Origin of the sequence: Gordonia namibiensis NBRC 108229 (genome assembly GCF_000298235.1) — a bacterium.
GTDB lineage: Bacteria > Actinomycetota > Actinomycetes > Mycobacteriales > Mycobacteriaceae > Gordonia > Gordonia namibiensis.
Map to the genome: position 1 here is coordinate 63,650 of NZ_BAHE01000056.1, position 16,194 is coordinate 79,843.

Consider the following 16,194-nt stretch of genomic DNA (forward strand, 5'->3'; position numbering starts at 1 on the left):
CGGGCGGTGAAGGTGGCGTCGGGGTGGTGGCGGAGGTACTCATGCCGATCTTCCCTGGTAGGTCCCGGTCACGTCGAGGACGGCGAACCGTGCGAACAGTTCCTCGGCGTACCAACGGGCGGGTTTGGTGCGCGCGATGGCGGACTTGTGTGCGGGCGAGTGGTAGGCGAAGTGGGTGAGGTCGCGCGTCGAGTCCCAGAGTGAGAAGGTCCCCTGCACGCCGATCGGCAGCTCGCCGACGCCGAGCGCGAGCCGATTCCCCTGCGCGCCGGCCAGTTCCGAGGCGACCGGCGGGACCGCGCGCCAGAAGGACGCCATCGTCGTCGGCCGCAGCCGGGCTCGGGTGAGTGCGGCGACCGAACCGGTCCAATCTCGTGCGCGGTCAGCCGCTGGATCTCGGTTCTCGTGGCCGAACGGATCGACCCGCGACCATCTCCCCTTCGAGCGCAGCGGACGCATCGTGATGCGCATTTCCTCGGTGCTCGTGTCCTGCCAGCGTCGCAGCACACGCGAATTCGCCGACGCGCGAGCCGCATCGTCGTCGTGCCAGACGGTGAGTGCCGCCCAGTGGCGCAGGTCGGCGCTCTGCATCGTGAAAGTCTCTGCGGTACCGGTGCCGAGCAGTTTGGCGAAGCGGAGTCCGGGGGTGGCGCGCAATGCCCGCCGGCCCGATGCCATCCGGCCGAGCGCGGGCATCACCCGGTCGACGCCCCAGATGCGTAGCTCGACCGTCGGAACAGCAGTCGGGGTCATGAGCGGCGCCACACACAACGTTCGACGAGCGAGGTCAGGGCCTGCCGTGTCAGCTCGTCCACCGATGCGTCCGCGACGACCGCCAGGGCGTCCTCGGCGAGTTCGACGATGCGCTGTTCGACACGCTCGAGGGCGCCGGTGGATTCCACGACGTCGCGCATCTGTGCGGCACCGGCGGCGTCGAGGTCCGGGTTGCCGAGGCAGTTGGCGATGATCCGTCGTTCCGTCCAGGTCGCGGACTCCTCGGCCAGCGCCATCAGCATGGTGCGCTTGCCCTCTCGGATGTCATCGATCGCCGGCTTCCCGGTGATCTTCTCGTCGCCGAAGACGCCGAGGATGTCGTCGCGCAGTTGGAATGCCTCACCGGCGCTGATCCCGATCCGGTCGTAGTCGGCGAGAAGGGCGGCGTCGGCCCCGGCGAGCGTGCCGCCGAGCCGAAGCGGCTGGCCGATGCTGTAGCGGGCGCTCTTGTACCGGAGGACGCGTTCGGTCCGGTCGGGATCGGTGTGGTCCTCGGTCTGGCTGAGCATGTCCAGGTACTGGCCCGCGTACGCCTCGTCGCGCATCTCGGTCCAGGTCTCGCGGACAGCCTGGCGGGTGTGGCGGTCGACGGTGTCGACCGCCGCGGCGACCAGGTCGTCCGACCACGACAGACACATGTCGCCGACGAGGATGGCGACCGCGGTGCCCCACGTGTCGGAGTCGCCCCGACGACCTACCGCGCGATGGGTGTCGGCGAAGAGACGGTGGATGGTGGGCAGGCCGCGGCGGGTGTCGGAGTCGTCCATCACGTCGTCGTGGACCAGGGCGGCGAAGTGGAACAGCTCGATGGCCGACGCCAATTCGACGACACCGGGGACCGACCGGCCGTGGGCGGCGCCGCGGGCACCCCACAGACAGAAGGCGGCGCGCAGGCGCTTGCCCCCGCCGATGCGTGCGGCGATGGCGTCCGCCGCGGGAGTCAGTTCGGCACCCACTTTGTTCAGCGTCAGGGCGTGGCCGCGGAAGTGCGCGGTCAGCACCTCCTCGACGAGTTCGAGGTCGGTCGTCGCGTCGTCGATCGCGCGGAGGCCGGAGTTCGGGTCGAGGACAGGCCGGTGGGGGAGGGATGAGTCGGTCATCTCGGCGGTCTGTGTCATGGCGAGGCCCTTCCGGGGTGCGGGGTCGGCGCGGTTGCGGGTACCCGGTCTTCGGTGCGATGACACCCGTCGGATGGGTCAACGCGGTGAGCGTCAACGATCGCCCCTGAAAAGCGCCCCCGATTTCCGCCCGGCGTTGAAAACCGCCCCCGAAAAGAACCCTCCACAGCGCCCTCGGTAACAGATCGTTCGCGGTGCGACCCTGGAGGGCGGTTCCCAGGGGCGCTTTTCGGACCGGGGCGGAAGCCAGGGGCGGTTCCCAGGGGCGCTTTTCGGGCCGGGGCGGAAGCCAGGGGCGGTCCCAAGCGGATCGACGCCCGTGCCGGCCATGGCCGTGGGGTTCTTGGCCAGCCCGTGGCGCACCGTCTCCGTCATCGCCGATGGGAGGCCGCGGCGCAGGGACCCCACGTCCGGCGGGCGCGTAGGGGCCCGGAGATGCCGGTAGGTTGGTCGCATGGCAGTGGATGCAACGGTGCCCGTGGTGGCTGCGGGTCTGGTCGGCGGCTGCGCGGCGGCCCGCTACAGCGGTCGACGAGAGCTCGGTGGGGTGGTCCTCGCAGCGGCGGGTGCCTGGTGCACCCGGCAGTGGGCGGTCAAGCAGGGTCCGGTGGTGGCCGGCGGACTGCTCGCCGGATACCTCGCGGCCTTCGGCGGCTCGCATCCGCTCGCGAAGAAGATCGGCGCCTGGCCGTCGGTTGGCGTCGTGACGGTCGCAGCTGCCGGCGCGACGGCTGTCGCCACACGCTGACACCCCGGTCCGGGAATCCTCCCCGGGTCCTGCGACGCCGACGTTACGATCGGCTCCCATGACCACGGGATACGGGCGAGCGCGGCAAAACGACATCTACACCGCTGGTGTACATCGTCGAAAGCCCCGCGTGCCAACGGATTTCGCGGAACTCGAACGTCGCGCCAAACGGTCGATGTCGGCTCGGGCGTGGGCGTACATCGGTGGTGGCGCCGGTGAGGGTCGCACGATGACGGCCAACCGGCAGGCCCTGGACCGCTGGGCGATCGTGCCTCGGATCCTCCGCGACGTCTCCGCGCGGAACCTCGAGGTGGATCTGTTCGGACGCCGCATCCCGGCGCCGGTCCTGTTCGCGCCGGTGGGCGCCGGCTCGCTGGCAGCTCCCGGAGCAGATCGTCTCATCGGTCATGCCGCCGCGGAACTCGGTGTGCCGTATATCTTCTCGAACCAGGCGAGTGTGCCGATGGAGACGGTGGCGGCCGAGATGGACGGCGTGACCCCGGGAGCCCCCCGCTGGTTCCAGCTGTACTGGTCGACCGACGACGACCTCGTCGACAGTCTGCTGGCCCGTGCGGCGGCCGTCAGCGCCGACGCGGTGGTCGTCACCCTCGACACCACGATGCTCGGTTGGCGGCCACAGGATCTGAACCTGGGATCGCTGCCGTTCGCGCGGGGCGAGGGGATCGCGCAGTACACCTCCGACCGGCGCTTCGTCGACATCGTCGCCGACCGGCTGCGCACCGCTGCCGAGGAGCGGCCGGAGATCTCCCTGGGCGCCATCGCGACCCTGGTCTCGATCACCCGCAACGCCCCCGGACGCTTCCTCTCGAATCTCACCTCGGCCCAACCGCGGGCCGCGGTGCAGACCTTCCTCGACATCTACTCGCGTCCGTCGCTGAGCTGGGACGACCTTGCCGGTCTGCGCGAGCGCACGTCGTTGCCGATCGTCCTCAAGGGCGTGCTGCATCCCGACGATGCCCGTCGCGCCGTCGACGCCGGAGTCGACGGCATCATCGTGTCCAACCACGGCGGACGTCAGATCGACGGAGCGATCAGCACCATCGACGCCCTCGACGAGATCGCACCCGCGGTCGACGGTCGGATCAAAGTGCTCATCGACTCCGGGATTTACACCGGTTCGGACGTGTTCAAGGCACTGGCGCTCGGCGCCGACGCCGCATGTATCGGCCGGCCGCACATGTACGGGCTGGCCCTCGCCGGTGCCGAGGGTGCCCGGGATGCGGTGGCCGACATCATCGCCGAACTCGACCTCACCCTCGGCCTGGCCGGCCACACCGACGTCACCGCACTCGATCGCGAGGCCTTGCGGAGGGTCTGAGCCGAGAAACGTCCCAACCGAAAAGCCCGTCCCGCTCGCGATGAGCGGGACGGGCTTCCCCCAACCGGGACAGGGAGCTCAGACCAGTGGACGGCCGGTGCGCATCCGCCAGCGGACGTCAGCGAGCAGCACGTTGAACGGAAAGCTGCGGACCGGCCTGGGCGCCCGGGTGATGATCGCCCGCAGGACGGCATTGTGCTTGGCGAAGAACAATTCCTGCCACGGCGACAGGCGGACGTCCATCTTGCGGCGGAAGTTCTCCGGCAGGAAGCCGATCGCCAGGATCTCGAAGTACCAGCCCAGCAGCTTGGCGACGACCGGCCCCAGGAACTCGGCGCGGGCGATCTGCAACAGGTACCCGCGGATGACCGGGTCGATCTCGAGGGTCTCGACGGTGGAGTTCCAGTACTCCTCGAAGGCCTCGCGGTCGGCCGGCCAGGCCTCGCGCGGGACTTGCAGCGTGGTGCCCAGGACGGCACCCGCCTGATAGAACTCGTCGGTCACCTCGGTCATCCCGCCGAAGATCCGATGGACGTCCTCGGTGCCGCGGTACAGACAGGCCGCGACCCAGAGCTGCAGCTTCGGGTCGAAGGCGTTGTACTTCACCGGGCTGTCGGCGGTCGACCGGACCTGCGCGTGGGCCTTGCCGATCGCCTTGCGGTAGGCCTTGCGGTCCTTGGCGCTGCCCAGCCCCGCGACCGCGAGGTAGCTCAGGGTGGTGCGACCCCGCTTGAGCGGATGCTTGAACAGGTTGCCCGAGTCGACGCGGCTCTCGTAGACGCCGTATCCCACCGCGGGCAGGCTCAGCTGCATGATCACGTTCGCGGCGCCGGCGATGACGCCGATGCCGAGCGGATCGAGATCCTCGGCGGACGGGAGGGCGTCGAGTTCGGCGCGGGACATGCGCGCGGTCGACGGCAGGAACTCGGTGTCCGGGCGCTCGGCGGTGAGGAATTCGGTGACCTCAGCGGTCACCTCGGCGGGCGTCTGCGGCGACAGGGCCGAGCTTCCACTGGTGATAGGCTCCGTTGCCATCGAACCCCTCCTGGTCGGATTTAGGAAACGTATGTTTCCCGTTTTATAAAACATGAACTTACCGGGGTGTCAAGATAGGAACCATGGGAAGAGGACCTTCGAACCCGGACAACGGGTCCGACGCTGCTGCGTCGGATTCGGCGGCTTCCCTGCGCGCCTACGGCGGCGAGGGCGGTGACACCCGGGTCGCGCGACGCCGCACATCGTTGATCGACGCAGCCCTCGACCTGCTCGGAGCCGACGACGCGGAAGCGGTCACGGTGCGAGGTGTCTGTCGGCGGGCCGGGCTGACCGCACGGTATTTCTACGAGAGTTTCGAGTCGGTCGATCAGCTCGTCGAAGTGGTGTACGACGGGGTCATCGAGGAGATCGCCCACTCGAGTCTGGCGGCGTTCGCCGAGGGCGAGACCATGCGCAGCAAGGTGTCGGGAGCGGTCGCCGTGATCGTCGATCTCATCGATAAGGATCGACGCAAGGGCCGACTTCTGTTCTCGCAGGCCCTGCTCAGCCCGGTGATCGCCGCGAAGCGGATGGAGTCGACCACGCTGTTCGCGGGCCTGACACTCCAGAGCGCCTCATCGGTGCTCGATGTGCACGTCGGCTCGGCCGAGGCAGCGGGCGTCGCGCACTACAAGGTGGGTGGGCTGAGCCGTCTGCTCGCCGCCTGGCTCGAGGGCGACGTCGCACTCTCGAAGTCGGAGGTCGTGGACCTCAGCGTCGCGTTGCTCGTGTCTCCGGCGGACATCCTGGAGAAGAGCCTGCCCCACGGCAGCGCCGATGGTGAGTAGTGCTCCGTAGGCAGATATGGTCGATCCCATGAGCAGCGGAACCGGCGAAACCGACGTGCGACCGGCGAAGCAACCTCTCGGCGCCTGGCGTGACTACGGCGAGCCCGAGCTCCCGATCCCATTGGCCGCTGCCCTCGAGGCGTTCGCCGAGCAGGGCTACCACGGCACATCGGTACGCGAGATCGCCGCGCGGGCGAACCTCTCGGTGCCGGGGCTGTACCACCACTACCCGTCCAAGCAGTCCCTGCTGCAGGGCCTGCTCGAACGCACGATGACCGATCTGCTGGCCCGCTCGGAGGCGGCGATCCTCGAAGCCGGCCCGGAGCCGGTGAAGCAGTTCGACGCGGTCGTCGAATCGCTGCTGCGGTTCCACATGTACCGGCGCGAGCAGGCCTTCGTCGGTTCCACGGAGATCCGCAGCCTCGACGACGACTACCGGCCGAAGTACATCGGTCATCGCGACCGCCAGCAGCGGATGGTCGACGAGATCGTCTTCGCCGGTGTGGAGGCGGGGGACTTCACCACCGAGTACCCCAAGGACGCCGCCCGGGCTGTGGCGACGATGTGTGTCGGTGTCTCGACCTGGTTCAAGCTCGACGGCTTGCTGGGGCCGGACGAACTGATCTCCCGAAATCTCCAGCTCGCCCGCGCCCTGGTCGGGTACCGCACCAACTGAGGGCACGGATTTCACCCGGTCAGCCTTGACCGGGATCGCATCGCCTGGCAAGGTATGGACGGCCGAACGATCGCTCGGTCGGCGTCGGGGTAAGTTCCCGTCGGTCCAGCCAAAGGAGTCACGATGCCCATAGACCTGCGCCACGATCCCGCAGTGGTCGAGCTGGTCGAGAAGACCGAACGCTTCGTCCGCGACTACGTGCTGCCGCTCGAGGACGCGAACGGTGGCGACATCGTCGCGGCCGGTGGCGACGACCTTCGTCGTGAGATGAACGCAAAGGCCAAGGCAGAGGGCATCTTCGCGCCGCACGCGCCGGTAGAGTTCGGCGGGCTGGGACTGGACATGGCCGACCGCGCACCGGTTTTCGAGGCAGCAGGCTACTCCACCTTCGGTCCCGTCGCGCTGCACATCGGTGCGCCCGATGAGGGCAACATCCACATGCTCGAGCGCATCGCCAGCGAAGAGCAGCGCCACAAGTACCTGGCCCCGCTCGCCACCGGTGAGGTCCGTTCGGCCTTCGCGATGACCGAACCGGCACCGGGTGCGGGTTCGGACCCCAATGCGCTTCGCACGCAGGCGGTCCGCGTCGACGGCGGCTGGAAGATCAACGGCAAGAAGCACTTCATCACCGGTGCCGAGGGCGCGGGCTTCTTCATCATCATGGCCCGCACCGCGGGGTCACCCGGAGATCGTGGCGGCGCCACGATGTTCCTGGCTCCGGCCGGTACCGCGGGCATCACCGTGGGACGCCACATCAACACCATCGACAAGGCGATGATCGGCGGGCACTGCGAGGTCACGTTCGACGACGTCTTCGTCCCCGACGAGGACATCCTGGGCGAGGTCGACGAGGGCTACCGCTACGCGCAGGTCCGCCTCGGTCCGGCCCGCATGACCCACGTCATGCGCTGGCTCGGCGCAGCAAAGCGCTGCCACGACGTCGCCGTCGACTACGTCTCGCGCCGCGAGGGATTCGGTGGCCGACTCGGCGACCTCGGGATGATCCAGCAGATGATCGCCGACAACGAGATCGACCTGGCGGCCTCGCGTGCGTTGCTGCTCAAGGCCTGTCACGAACTGGACCTGGGCAACCACGCCTCCGACGAGACCTCGATCGCCAAGACCTTTGCCGGTGAGGCATATTCGCGGATCGCCGATCGCAGCATCCAGATGTGCGGCGGCCTCGGTGTCTCCGCGGACCTGCCGATCGCGCGCCTGGCGCAGGAACTCCGTCCGTTCCGCGTCTACGACGGCCCCTCCGAGGTCCACCGTTGGGCCATCGCCCGCCGCGCCGTCGGCCGCGCGAAGAAGGCACAGGCCGCGGCGGGTGCGAAATGACCGGGGTCGAATCAGCCCTCGAGGCGGACAAGCTCCGTCGGCTCCTCACCGACAACGGTGTCGAACTCGCCGGTGATCTCTCGATCCAACTCATCAGCGGTGGGAAGTCGAACCTGACGTACACCGTCACCGACGGCGTGACCTCATGGGTGGCGCGTCGCCCACCGACCGGTGGTCTCACCCCGTCCGCACACGACATGGGCCGTGAGTGGGCCGTCACCAGTGCGCTGCAGTCCACTTCGGTGCCGGTCGCCAAGACGGTCGCCTTCGATGCCGACGGATCGATCATCGGGGCGCCGTGCACCGTGGTCGAGTTCGTCGACGGGCGGGTGGTGCGTACGGCGGAGGATCTCGCCGCCTACTCAGACGACGAGGTGGCCGCCAACCTCGACGGCCTCGTCCGGACCCTCGCCGACCTGCACGCCGTCGATTACCAGGCCGTCGGCCTCGGCGAGTTCGGCCGTCCGGCCGGCTTCGCTGCACGACAGGTGAAGCTGTGGGCCCGGCAGTGGGGTCACGTGAAGACCCGCGACCTGCCCGACGTCGAGCGGCTCGTCGAGGCGTTGTCCGAGCGGGTTCCGGAGCAAGCCCGGGAATCGGTGGTGCACGGCGACTTCCGTGTCGACAACACCATCGTCGATGCGAACGACCCGGCGAAGATCGCCGCCGTCGTGGACTGGGAGATGTCCACCCTCGGCGACCCGATCACCGACGTAGCGCTGATGTGCGTCTATCGCACCGGGGTCTTCGACCAGGTGCTCGGATTCTCCGCGGCATGGACCAGTGACCGCTACGCCTCCGTGGACGAGATCGCGCAGAAGTACGCCACCGCAACCGGTTCCGACCTCGGCGACTGGGACTTCTACCTCGGTTTGGCCAACCTGAAGCTCGGTGTGATCGCTGAGGGCATCACCTACCGCGCGCTCTCGGGTGCGTCGTCGGGCGACGGTGCCGAGCGTGCGGGTGAGGCCACCGCGGCCTTCATCGCCGCCGGCCTGCGTCACATCAACTGAATCGGCAGCGGGCAGAGAAGAAACACGGGGGCAAGTGCATGAGTGAAGTGTCGAACACCCGGGCCGCGCTGGTCACCGGCGCGTCCCGGGGCATCGGGGCGGCGATCGCCGAGAGGTTCGCAGCCGATGGCTGGGACCTGACGATCAGTGCCCGAGGCCGGGAAGCGTTGGAGAACAAGGCGGCCGAGCTCCGGGAGCGCGGCGCGGGTCGGGTGGAGGTCGTCCCGGCCGACATGACCGACGCCGACGCGATCACCGCACTCGGTACCGCGCATGCCGACGCTTTCGGGCGCTGCGACGCGTTGATCATCAACGCGGGCATGGGTTCCAAGGGTGCGGTGGCGGAGATGCCGGTCAAGCGTTTCGACCGGCTCTACGAGGTCAACGTGCGGGCGCCATACATCCTGCTGCAATCGGTGCTGCCGACGTTGCGGGCGACCGCGGAATCCGTCGGCGCGGCGAAAGTGATTGCGGTGGCGTCGATCACCGGTGTCTACCCCGAGCCCGAACTCTCCGCTTACGGTGCGACCAAGGCCGCGCTGATCTCGCTGTGCGAGACGTTCAACCTCGAGGAGTCGGAGAACGGTGTCAGCGCGACGACGATCGCGCCGGGTTACGTCAACACCGACATGACGGACTGGCTCAAGGACCGCATCCCCGCCGACGAGATGATCACCGCCGCCGACGTCGCCGTCGTCGCACACTCGATCACGCAACTGTCGCGGTTCGCGGTGCTCCCGAATGTGGTGCTCACGCGTCCGGGTACGAATCTGCATCGGGCGTAAGACCTCGATACGCGGCGCCCTCGCTCCGCTCGGTCGACGCTACTCGGCCGGCGGGGTGGGGGCGCCGCTGTGTGCGGTGGTGGTTACTCGGCCGGCCGGGGTGGGGCGTCGCTGTGTGTTGGTGGTTACTCGGCCGGCGGGGTGGGGGCGCCGCTGTGTGTTGGTGGCTACTCGGCTGGCGAATCCCGCCGGCCGAGTAGGTCCGAGGGGCTACCCGAGGGCCGTATCGAGGTCAGACCCGCTGCGCCGCCGACCTTCTCAGCGGAAGGTCGAGATCCCGCCCTCACGGTCGGAGAGGTGACCGTGTTCGTTGAACGACACGACGGTCACGCCTTGCCGACCCACGATGAGCTTGGTGATGGAAGCGTTCACCATCGAGCGCGCCATCTTCGGCCACTGCTCGTCCGAGATGCCCCAGAGCTGGGCGATCCACTGCGTGATGGTGCCCGCCGAGGAGACCACCAGAAGCGTCTGACCTGAACCGGCCATCTCGGTCGCTCGCACCGCGGCGTCGTGCACACGTGCCTGGAACTGCGGATAGCTCTCGGCGGGCCCACCGTCGGGTCCCGGTTCGGGGTCGTGTTCGCCTGCGGCGATCCACGCGGCGAGCCCCTTGTCCAGTTGCTGCTGGTAGTTGCGGCCGTCGCGGTACATCTCGGGCGACGCGTGTCCCACGAGTGCGGGGAGTGAGTACTCGTTCCAACCGGGATCGACCCGCGCGTCCGGCCGCGTTTCGAACGCGCCGAGGACGCCGTTGAGGGTCTGACTCTGGCGGGGCAGGTTGCCACTCACGGCGGCGGTGAATCCGCCGACCTGACCGGAGAGGAATGCACCCGACACCGCGGCCTGGGTGTCACCGGTCGCAGTGAGTCCGCCGGGCCCGTTCCGGAGGTCGTCCGTGGCGTCGGATACGCCGTACGCCAACGCATTAGCCTGACCGTGCCGCACAAGATAGATGACGCCCATGACTGCACACTATTAGACGCCGATGAGTTCCCTTGCGCGGGCTGGTCTGTACTGGGTAGTACCCCGATCTCGACTGGAGGCCAGCCGTGGCATCGATACTCTTCGTCAATCTGCCGGTCGCCGACGTCGTGCGGTCACGACGGTTCTTCGGCGCGCTGGGTTTCCGATTCGACGAGATGTTCTGCGACCCGGCCACGGTGTGCATGCCGATCAACGACGCCGCGATGGTGATCCTGATGCAACGACGACGTTTCGAAGGGTTCGCGGCCGGGCGCATCGCCGAGCCCGCACGGGGGCGCGAAGCGCTCGTCTCGTTCTCCGCCGACAGCCGGGAGCACGCCAACCACCTCGTGAGCGCTGCACTGTCAGCCGGCGGCACCCCGCTACGCGAACCCGAGGACTTCGGCTTCATGTACTGCTGCAGTTTCTGTGATCCGGACGATCACGCGTGGGAGGTGGTCTGGATGGACCCCTCCCAACTACCGCAGAACTCCGAGGAGGGCTGACGTCTACCTCAGTGCCAGGGGTTGGGCGCCGTCCGGGTGGGTGCATCGTACGGAGTGGCGGGGAGCCCGAACCTGGCGAAGTCCTCCTCGAGGGTGTCGCTGAAGAAGGCCACCACGTACCCGACCTTCTTCGCCTGCGGATCGATGTCGAGGACCTGGAGCTGGAACGGCCGATGGACGCCGTCGGGTTCGCGCATGTACAACCCGAACGCCGGTTGCCCGTTGGCGACCGTGGGCAGCAGGATCTGGTCGCCGGCCTTCTCTGCCGGGCAGTTCTTGCGGATGAGGGTTCCGATGGCCTCCGGGCCTTGGTACCAACCGGTGAACGGCGGCATCTCCCAGATCGCCTTGTCGGTGAACATCTCGGCGATCGCGTCGACGTCGTAACGCTCGAAGGCGGACACATACCGGGCGAGCAGTTCCCGCTTGGCTTCGTCGTCGAGGACCGACGAGTCCGAGCTGCCCGACTCCGCCTGGGGGCGGGCGGTCTTGAGCTGTTCTCGTGCGCGCTGCAGAAGACTGTTGACGGTCGCGGTGGTGACGCCGATGGTGTCGGCGACCTCGGCGGCCCGCCACTGCAGGACGTCACGCAGGATCAGTACGGCACGTTGCCGTTCCGGCAGGTGCTGCAGGGCGGCGATGAACGCCAGTCGTACCGATTCCCGGGCGCCGACGACGTAGGCCGGGTCGGCGTCGTCGCCGGGGGTGATCTCGTCGACGGTGCCGGCGTACGGCTCGAGCCATGGCACCTCGTGGTTCTGGAGGAGGTCGTCGGTGGGGTCGAAGGCGTCGCCTCCGAGCCCGGACGGAAGCGGGCGACGCTGGGAACTCTGCAATGCAGTGAGGCAGGTGTTGGTCGCGATCTTGTGCAGCCAGGTCCGCACCGAGGAACGGTGGTCGAACTTGGCGTAGCCGCGCCATGCGCGCAGGAAGGTCTCCTGGGCGAGGTCCTCGGCGTCGTGGTGGGAGCCCATCATCCGGTAGCAGTGGGCGATGATCTCGCGTCGGAACGGTTCGGCGATCTCGAGGAAATCGGCGTCGGAGACGGACTCGCCCGCGGTTGTGGTCATGCTCACAATTTACCGTCGATCACCGACACTCTCGACCCGGTGAGATCAACGGGCCCTGGTCCGCTCGATGACGGGAAGCAGGTCGGGTAGCCGCAGCGTGTGGCTCTGCAATCACGCTGAGCGCAACCCGGGCGGGGCGTCGTCGGTGAGGCCGAGTTCGCCGGTGAACGCATGTGACCCCCGCTCCGGAAACCTCGGTCACCTGGAGGAACGGTCTTGCCGCGACGGGGCCGCGTTGCTAGTTTGATCCGCATGACGAGTGTCGACCGCAACCTGTCGGAGGTCACGTATGTGACCACCGCTCTGGGCTGCCGTCTGCCGCTCGCTCGCGTTCTCTGTTGTTGTCGTCGAATGCGCTGAGCCGACGCCTCGTTCCGGGGTGTCGCTCCAAGTCTCTTCTCCCGAGCACTTCAGCCACCCTGCCCCCGCCGTGTAGAGCGTGGGGATTTTCGACGAGGACATCATGACCGCAATTCTTCCTGAGATCTCCGGCCGTACCCTGCGGACCGCACCCACTCCGCTGACCCGCCGACCTGCATCGCGTCCGGTGCGCCGCGGGCCGCAGGTCAACCGCCAGCCAGTACCGTTGTCATCCGTACCTTCGTCGGTGCCGTCGCCCCGGGTCCCGGGATCGGTCGCGGACCGACGCGGCTTGAACAGGGGGGATCAGCGGGTGCACGTCTCGACGCCGCGCCTCGAGCTGTCGAACAAACCGGCCGCGCTCGTCCTCCGGGCCGCGCGACTGGCCGGGCCGCTGTTCCGTGACGACGCCGCCGAGCGCACCGGTCTGAGTATCTCGACGGTCAACCGCCAGGTCAGCGCCCTGCTGAAGGCCGGTCTGATTCGCGAACGCGCCGACCTGGCCCCGTCGGGAGCCATCGGACGCCCGCGCCTGCCCTTCGAGGTCAACCTCGCCGAGTTCCTCACCCTCGGCATCCACATCGGCTACAAGGTCACCTCGATCACCACCCACGATCTGCTCCACCGCGTGGTCGGTGCCATCCAGATCCCGACCCCGGAGGCCGACACCCCCGAGGAAACGCTCGCCGCGATCGGCGTGAGCGCCCGCCGTTTCGCCGAGCGCTGGACCGGGAAGCGCGTGCTCTGGGTGGGCGTCGCACTGGGCGGACGTGTCGCCGAGGGCGGCATCGTCGACCATCCCCGCCTCGGCTGGGAAGGTGCTCCCGTCGGACGGGTCATCGCCGAGGCCGTCGGCCTGCCGGTGTCCGTCGCCTCGCACGTCGAGGCGATGGCCGCCGCCGAGCTGGTCCTGAACCCCGTCGACGAGCAGTCGAGCTTCCTGTACTTCTACGCCCGCGAGATGCTGGGCATCGCCTTCAGCGTCGGCGGCACCGTGCACACCCCGACCGCGGGACCTCCGGTCATCGGTCACTTCCCGACCGGCGCCACCACACTGCTCGACCCGCGCCGGACGGGTCGACTCGAGCCCGCGGTGAGCGACACCGGCATCGTCGAAGCCGCTCAGGCGCTGGGGCTTTCGGTGACCGACGTCGAAGGTCTGCACGGCCTGGCCCGTACGGGTGACACCACCGCGCGCGCCCTCTTCGAGGAGCGCGCCGAGGTGCTGGGCCGCACGGTCGGGCTCATCGCCGACATCTTCAACCCGGACCACATCATCCTCGGCGGTCAGGCGTTCACCGACTACCCGACCACCCTGCCCACGGTTGCCCGCGCGGTTCGTGAGACCTCGATTGTCGCCAAGCGTGATGTGCGAGTGTCACATTCGGGAGCCAGCGTGCAGCAGCAGGCGGCCGGCGCGGTCTCCCTGGACGCGATCTACAGCGACCCGCTGCAGGCGATCACTCTGACTGCCTGAACGGGCCGCTGTAGTCCCCTCGATACGCTCGCAGGCTCGCTACTCGGGGAGCGGATTAGCTCGCGGGTTCGCTACTCGGGGAGCGGATTCGCTCGCGGGTTCGCTACTCGGGGAACGGATTCGCTCGCGGGCTCGCTACTCGGGGAGCGGGCGTACCTGCCCGGCGGTTCAGTCGATGGTCCGCTTGTTGTAGGCCCGCAGAGCGAACGGTGCGAAGACCAGGGTCAGCGCGACCGCCCAGATGATGGTCGAGATCACCGGATGCTGAAGCGGCAGCGCCGAACCCGGACCGAACTCCGGACCGTTGCCCCACAGGACACGCAATGCCTGGACGAGCGAGGACATCGGGTTCCATTCGGCGATCGTCCGCAGCCAGGTGGGCATCGGGTCGGTCGGGACAAAAGCGTTCGACAGGAACGTGATCGGGAACAGCGTCGAGAACATGAAGCCGTTCACCGCTTCCACGGTGCGCAGCCATGATCCGATGAGAATGCCGAACCAGATCATCGCGAAACCGAACAGGAGTAGCAGGCCGTACGCGAGAACGGCTTCGACGAAGGACCCGCGGATACGCCATCCGATCGCGAGACCGGTCAGCGACATCACCACGATGCCGATAGAGCTGTGCATGACACTCGCGATGCTCCGGCCGATCAGCACCGATGACCGTCGGATGGGTAGCGACCGGAACCGGTCGATGATGCCCTTCTCCAGATCGGCGGTGATTCCCGACGCCACGATGAACGCGGTGAACACGATGGTCTGCCCCATGATGCCCGGCAGCAGGAACTCTTTGTAGGAAGCGCTGTCGGTCTGGATCGACGCGCCGAACACGTACGCGAACAAGACCACGAACATGATCGGCTGGATCGTGACGTCAGAGAGCATCTCCGGCATGCGTCTGGTGTGGATCATGTTGCGTTTGACCATGATCCAGGACTGTTGCCACAGGGTGGTCGGATGGACGCGCGATGTGTTCGCGACCACCGCGTCTTTCTCAGCAGTGGTGGTCATCAGGCGGTCTCCTCGTCGGTGGTGTTGGTGGTGTCCTCGGCGCGGTGGCCGGTCAGGGACAGGAAGACGTCGTCGAGGCTCGGGCGGGCGAGTCCGAAATCGTCTACGGCGATACCGCTTTCGTCGAACCAGGCGGCGACGCGGGGCAGGTCGCCGAGGCCGCCGGAGGCGGTGGTGAGCCGGCGTGCGGGGACGTCGACGAACACCTCGGCACCGTTCTTGCGCAGCAGCGCCTCGGCCGCGGGGAGATCTTCGCCGCGGGACACGGTCAGCACCAGGCTGGCCGAACCGGCCTGTTCCTTGAGCTGCAATGGTGTTCCGTGGGCGATGATCTTCCCCTTGTCGATGACGACGATGTCGTCGGCGAGCTGGTCGGCCTCTTCGAGGTACTGGGTCGTCAGCAGGAGGGTGGTCCCGTCGGAGACGAGGTCACGCAGCACATCCCACAGTTCCGAGCGGCTCCGCGGGTCGAGGCCGGTGGTCGGCTCGTCGAGGAACAACACGGGTGGCGACGCGAGCAGGCTGACCGCGAGGTCGAGTCGGCGACGCATACCGCCGGAGTAGGACTTGACCGGTTTGTGCCCGGCCTCGGTGAGTGAGAACTGCTCCAGGAGTTCGTCGGACCGACGGGCGAGGGTCTTGCGGCCGATGCCGTAGAGCCCACCGATCATGCGCAGGTTCTCGCGACCGGTGAGGATCTCGTCGACGGTGGCCGCCTGTCCGGTGAGGCCCATGTTCTGTCGGACCATGCCGGGCTGCTCGATCACGTCGTAGCCGGCGATGCGGGCGGTCCCGCTCGTCGGCGGCGACAGGGTGGTCATCATGCGGACCGTGGTGGTCTTGCCGGCGCCGTTGGGGCCGAGCAGACCTAGCACGGACCCGCGCGGGACCGTGAAGCTGACACCGTCGACCGCGGTGAAATCGCCGAAGCGTTTGACCAGGTCGATGGCTTCGATCGCGATATCCGACGTCGCGACAGCGCCGGGTGCGCCGGCGGGAACTGTGACTGAGTTCATAACTCTCCACGGTATCTATGGGGTGTGACAGGAGCGAACGATTTTCCGGCGTCTCCGGGTGTGTATAGGGGACAACTCAGGGCACGTCAGGGAACTCCGCTGTTCCTCGACAAGACTGACCGCCCGCCCCCACGGAACTCATCGGTCCGACGGCCCGAATACCGACGATCG

16 protein-coding genes are annotated in these 16,194 nt (G+C 67.9%); 9 read left to right on the forward strand and 7 right to left on the reverse strand.

The window, feature by feature from the left end; all coding sequences use genetic code 11:
• Nucleotides 1–39 precede the first annotated feature (39 nt).
• Both GONAM_RS20755 and GONAM_RS20760 read right to left on the reverse strand, forming a co-directional pair.
• On the reverse strand, nucleotides 40–753 hold the full coding sequence (locus GONAM_RS20755; protein WP_006868716.1) for a hypothetical protein: 714 nt from the start codon (nucleotides 751–753) through the stop codon (nucleotides 40–42).
• Entirely contained in the window at nucleotides 750–1,892 is a 1,143-nt protein-coding gene (locus tag GONAM_RS20760; protein WP_006868717.1) for a polyprenyl synthetase family protein, read from the reverse strand. The genes GONAM_RS20755 and GONAM_RS20760 overlap by 4 nt, the downstream gene beginning before the upstream one ends.
• Nucleotides 1,893–2,346: 454 nt before the next feature.
• Between GONAM_RS20760 and GONAM_RS20765 the strand changes: the two genes are divergently transcribed.
• Nucleotides 2,347–2,640, forward strand: a complete 294-nt coding sequence (locus GONAM_RS20765) for a hypothetical protein (RefSeq protein WP_006868718.1) — start codon at nucleotides 2,347–2,349, stop codon at nucleotides 2,638–2,640.
• A 58-nt stretch (nucleotides 2,641–2,698) separates the two neighbouring features.
• Nucleotides 2,699–3,979, forward strand: coding sequence for an alpha-hydroxy-acid oxidizing protein (locus GONAM_RS20770; RefSeq protein ID WP_040537115.1), 1,281 nt, complete (start codon nucleotides 2,699–2,701; stop codon nucleotides 3,977–3,979).
• 78 nt (nucleotides 3,980–4,057) lie between these two features.
• Here the strand turns inward: GONAM_RS20770 and GONAM_RS20775 are convergent, their stop codons facing one another.
• Complete coding sequence (locus GONAM_RS20775) at nucleotides 4,058–5,014, reverse strand: oxygenase MpaB family protein (protein ID WP_006868720.1); 957 nt, start codon at nucleotides 5,012–5,014, stop codon at nucleotides 4,058–4,060.
• Nucleotides 5,015–5,097: 83 nt separating this feature from the next.
• Here GONAM_RS20775 and GONAM_RS20780 point away from each other — a divergent pair, with 83 nt between their 5' ends.
• From GONAM_RS20780 to GONAM_RS20800, 5 genes are all read left to right on the forward strand, one after another.
• Nucleotides 5,098–5,802: a TetR/AcrR family transcriptional regulator gene (locus GONAM_RS20780; RefSeq protein WP_006868721.1), complete on the forward strand. Its 705-nt coding sequence runs from the start codon at nucleotides 5,098–5,100 to the stop codon at nucleotides 5,800–5,802.
• 28 nt (nucleotides 5,803–5,830) lie between these two features.
• Nucleotides 5,831–6,478 (forward strand): TetR/AcrR family transcriptional regulator, encoded by a 648-nt coding sequence (locus GONAM_RS20785; protein WP_006357973.1) that lies wholly within the window; start codon nucleotides 5,831–5,833, stop codon nucleotides 6,476–6,478.
• Nucleotides 6,479–6,601: 123 nt separating this feature from the next.
• A complete protein-coding gene (locus GONAM_RS20790; protein ID WP_006868723.1) occupies nucleotides 6,602–7,816 on the forward strand; it encodes an acyl-CoA dehydrogenase family protein in 1,215 nt (404 codons plus the stop codon).
• A complete protein-coding gene (locus GONAM_RS20795) occupies nucleotides 7,813–8,829 on the forward strand; it encodes a phosphotransferase family protein (protein WP_006868724.1) in 1,017 nt (338 codons plus the stop codon). Before GONAM_RS20790 ends, GONAM_RS20795 begins: the two co-directional genes overlap by 4 nt.
• A 38-nt stretch (nucleotides 8,830–8,867) precedes the next feature.
• Nucleotides 8,868–9,614: an SDR family NAD(P)-dependent oxidoreductase gene (locus GONAM_RS20800; protein WP_006868725.1), complete on the forward strand. Its 747-nt coding sequence runs from the start codon at nucleotides 8,868–8,870 to the stop codon at nucleotides 9,612–9,614.
• Nucleotides 9,615–9,872: 258 nt separating this feature from the next.
• Here the strand turns inward: GONAM_RS20800 and GONAM_RS20805 are convergent, their stop codons facing one another.
• The gene (locus GONAM_RS20805) at nucleotides 9,873–10,580 is read right to left on the reverse strand and encodes a histidine phosphatase family protein (protein WP_006868726.1); all 708 of its coding nucleotides are present in this window, start codon (nucleotides 10,578–10,580) and stop codon (nucleotides 9,873–9,875) included.
• An 86-nt stretch (nucleotides 10,581–10,666) separates the two neighbouring features.
• Here GONAM_RS20805 and GONAM_RS20810 point away from each other — a divergent pair, with 86 nt between their 5' ends.
• The gene (locus GONAM_RS20810; RefSeq protein WP_006868727.1) at nucleotides 10,667–11,086 is read left to right on the forward strand and encodes a VOC family protein; all 420 of its coding nucleotides are present in this window, start codon (nucleotides 10,667–10,669) and stop codon (nucleotides 11,084–11,086) included.
• An 8-nt stretch (nucleotides 11,087–11,094) separates the two neighbouring features.
• Here GONAM_RS20810 and GONAM_RS20815 read toward each other — a convergent pair whose 3' ends face one another.
• Nucleotides 11,095–12,156, reverse strand: a complete 1,062-nt coding sequence (locus tag GONAM_RS20815; RefSeq protein WP_006868728.1) for a sigma-70 family RNA polymerase sigma factor — start codon at nucleotides 12,154–12,156, stop codon at nucleotides 11,095–11,097.
• A gap of 673 nt (nucleotides 12,157–12,829) precedes the next feature.
• On the opposite strand from GONAM_RS20815, the gene GONAM_RS20820 reads away from it, so the two are divergent.
• On the forward strand, nucleotides 12,830–13,993 hold the full coding sequence (locus GONAM_RS20820) for an ROK family transcriptional regulator (RefSeq protein ID WP_006868729.1): 1,164 nt from the start codon (nucleotides 12,830–12,832) through the stop codon (nucleotides 13,991–13,993).
• 168 nt (nucleotides 13,994–14,161) lie between these two features.
• Here the strand turns inward: GONAM_RS20820 and GONAM_RS20825 are convergent, their stop codons facing one another.
• Nucleotides 14,162–15,007 carry an ABC transporter permease gene (locus GONAM_RS20825; RefSeq protein ID WP_006868730.1) on the reverse strand — a complete coding sequence of 282 codons (846 nt, stop codon included), beginning with the start codon at nucleotides 15,005–15,007 and terminating at the stop codon, nucleotides 14,162–14,164.
• Entirely contained in the window at nucleotides 15,007–16,023 is a 1,017-nt protein-coding gene (locus GONAM_RS20830) for an ATP-binding cassette domain-containing protein (RefSeq protein WP_006868731.1), read from the reverse strand. The genes GONAM_RS20825 and GONAM_RS20830 overlap by 1 nt, the downstream gene beginning before the upstream one ends.
• Nucleotides 16,024–16,194: the final 171 nt, after the last annotated feature.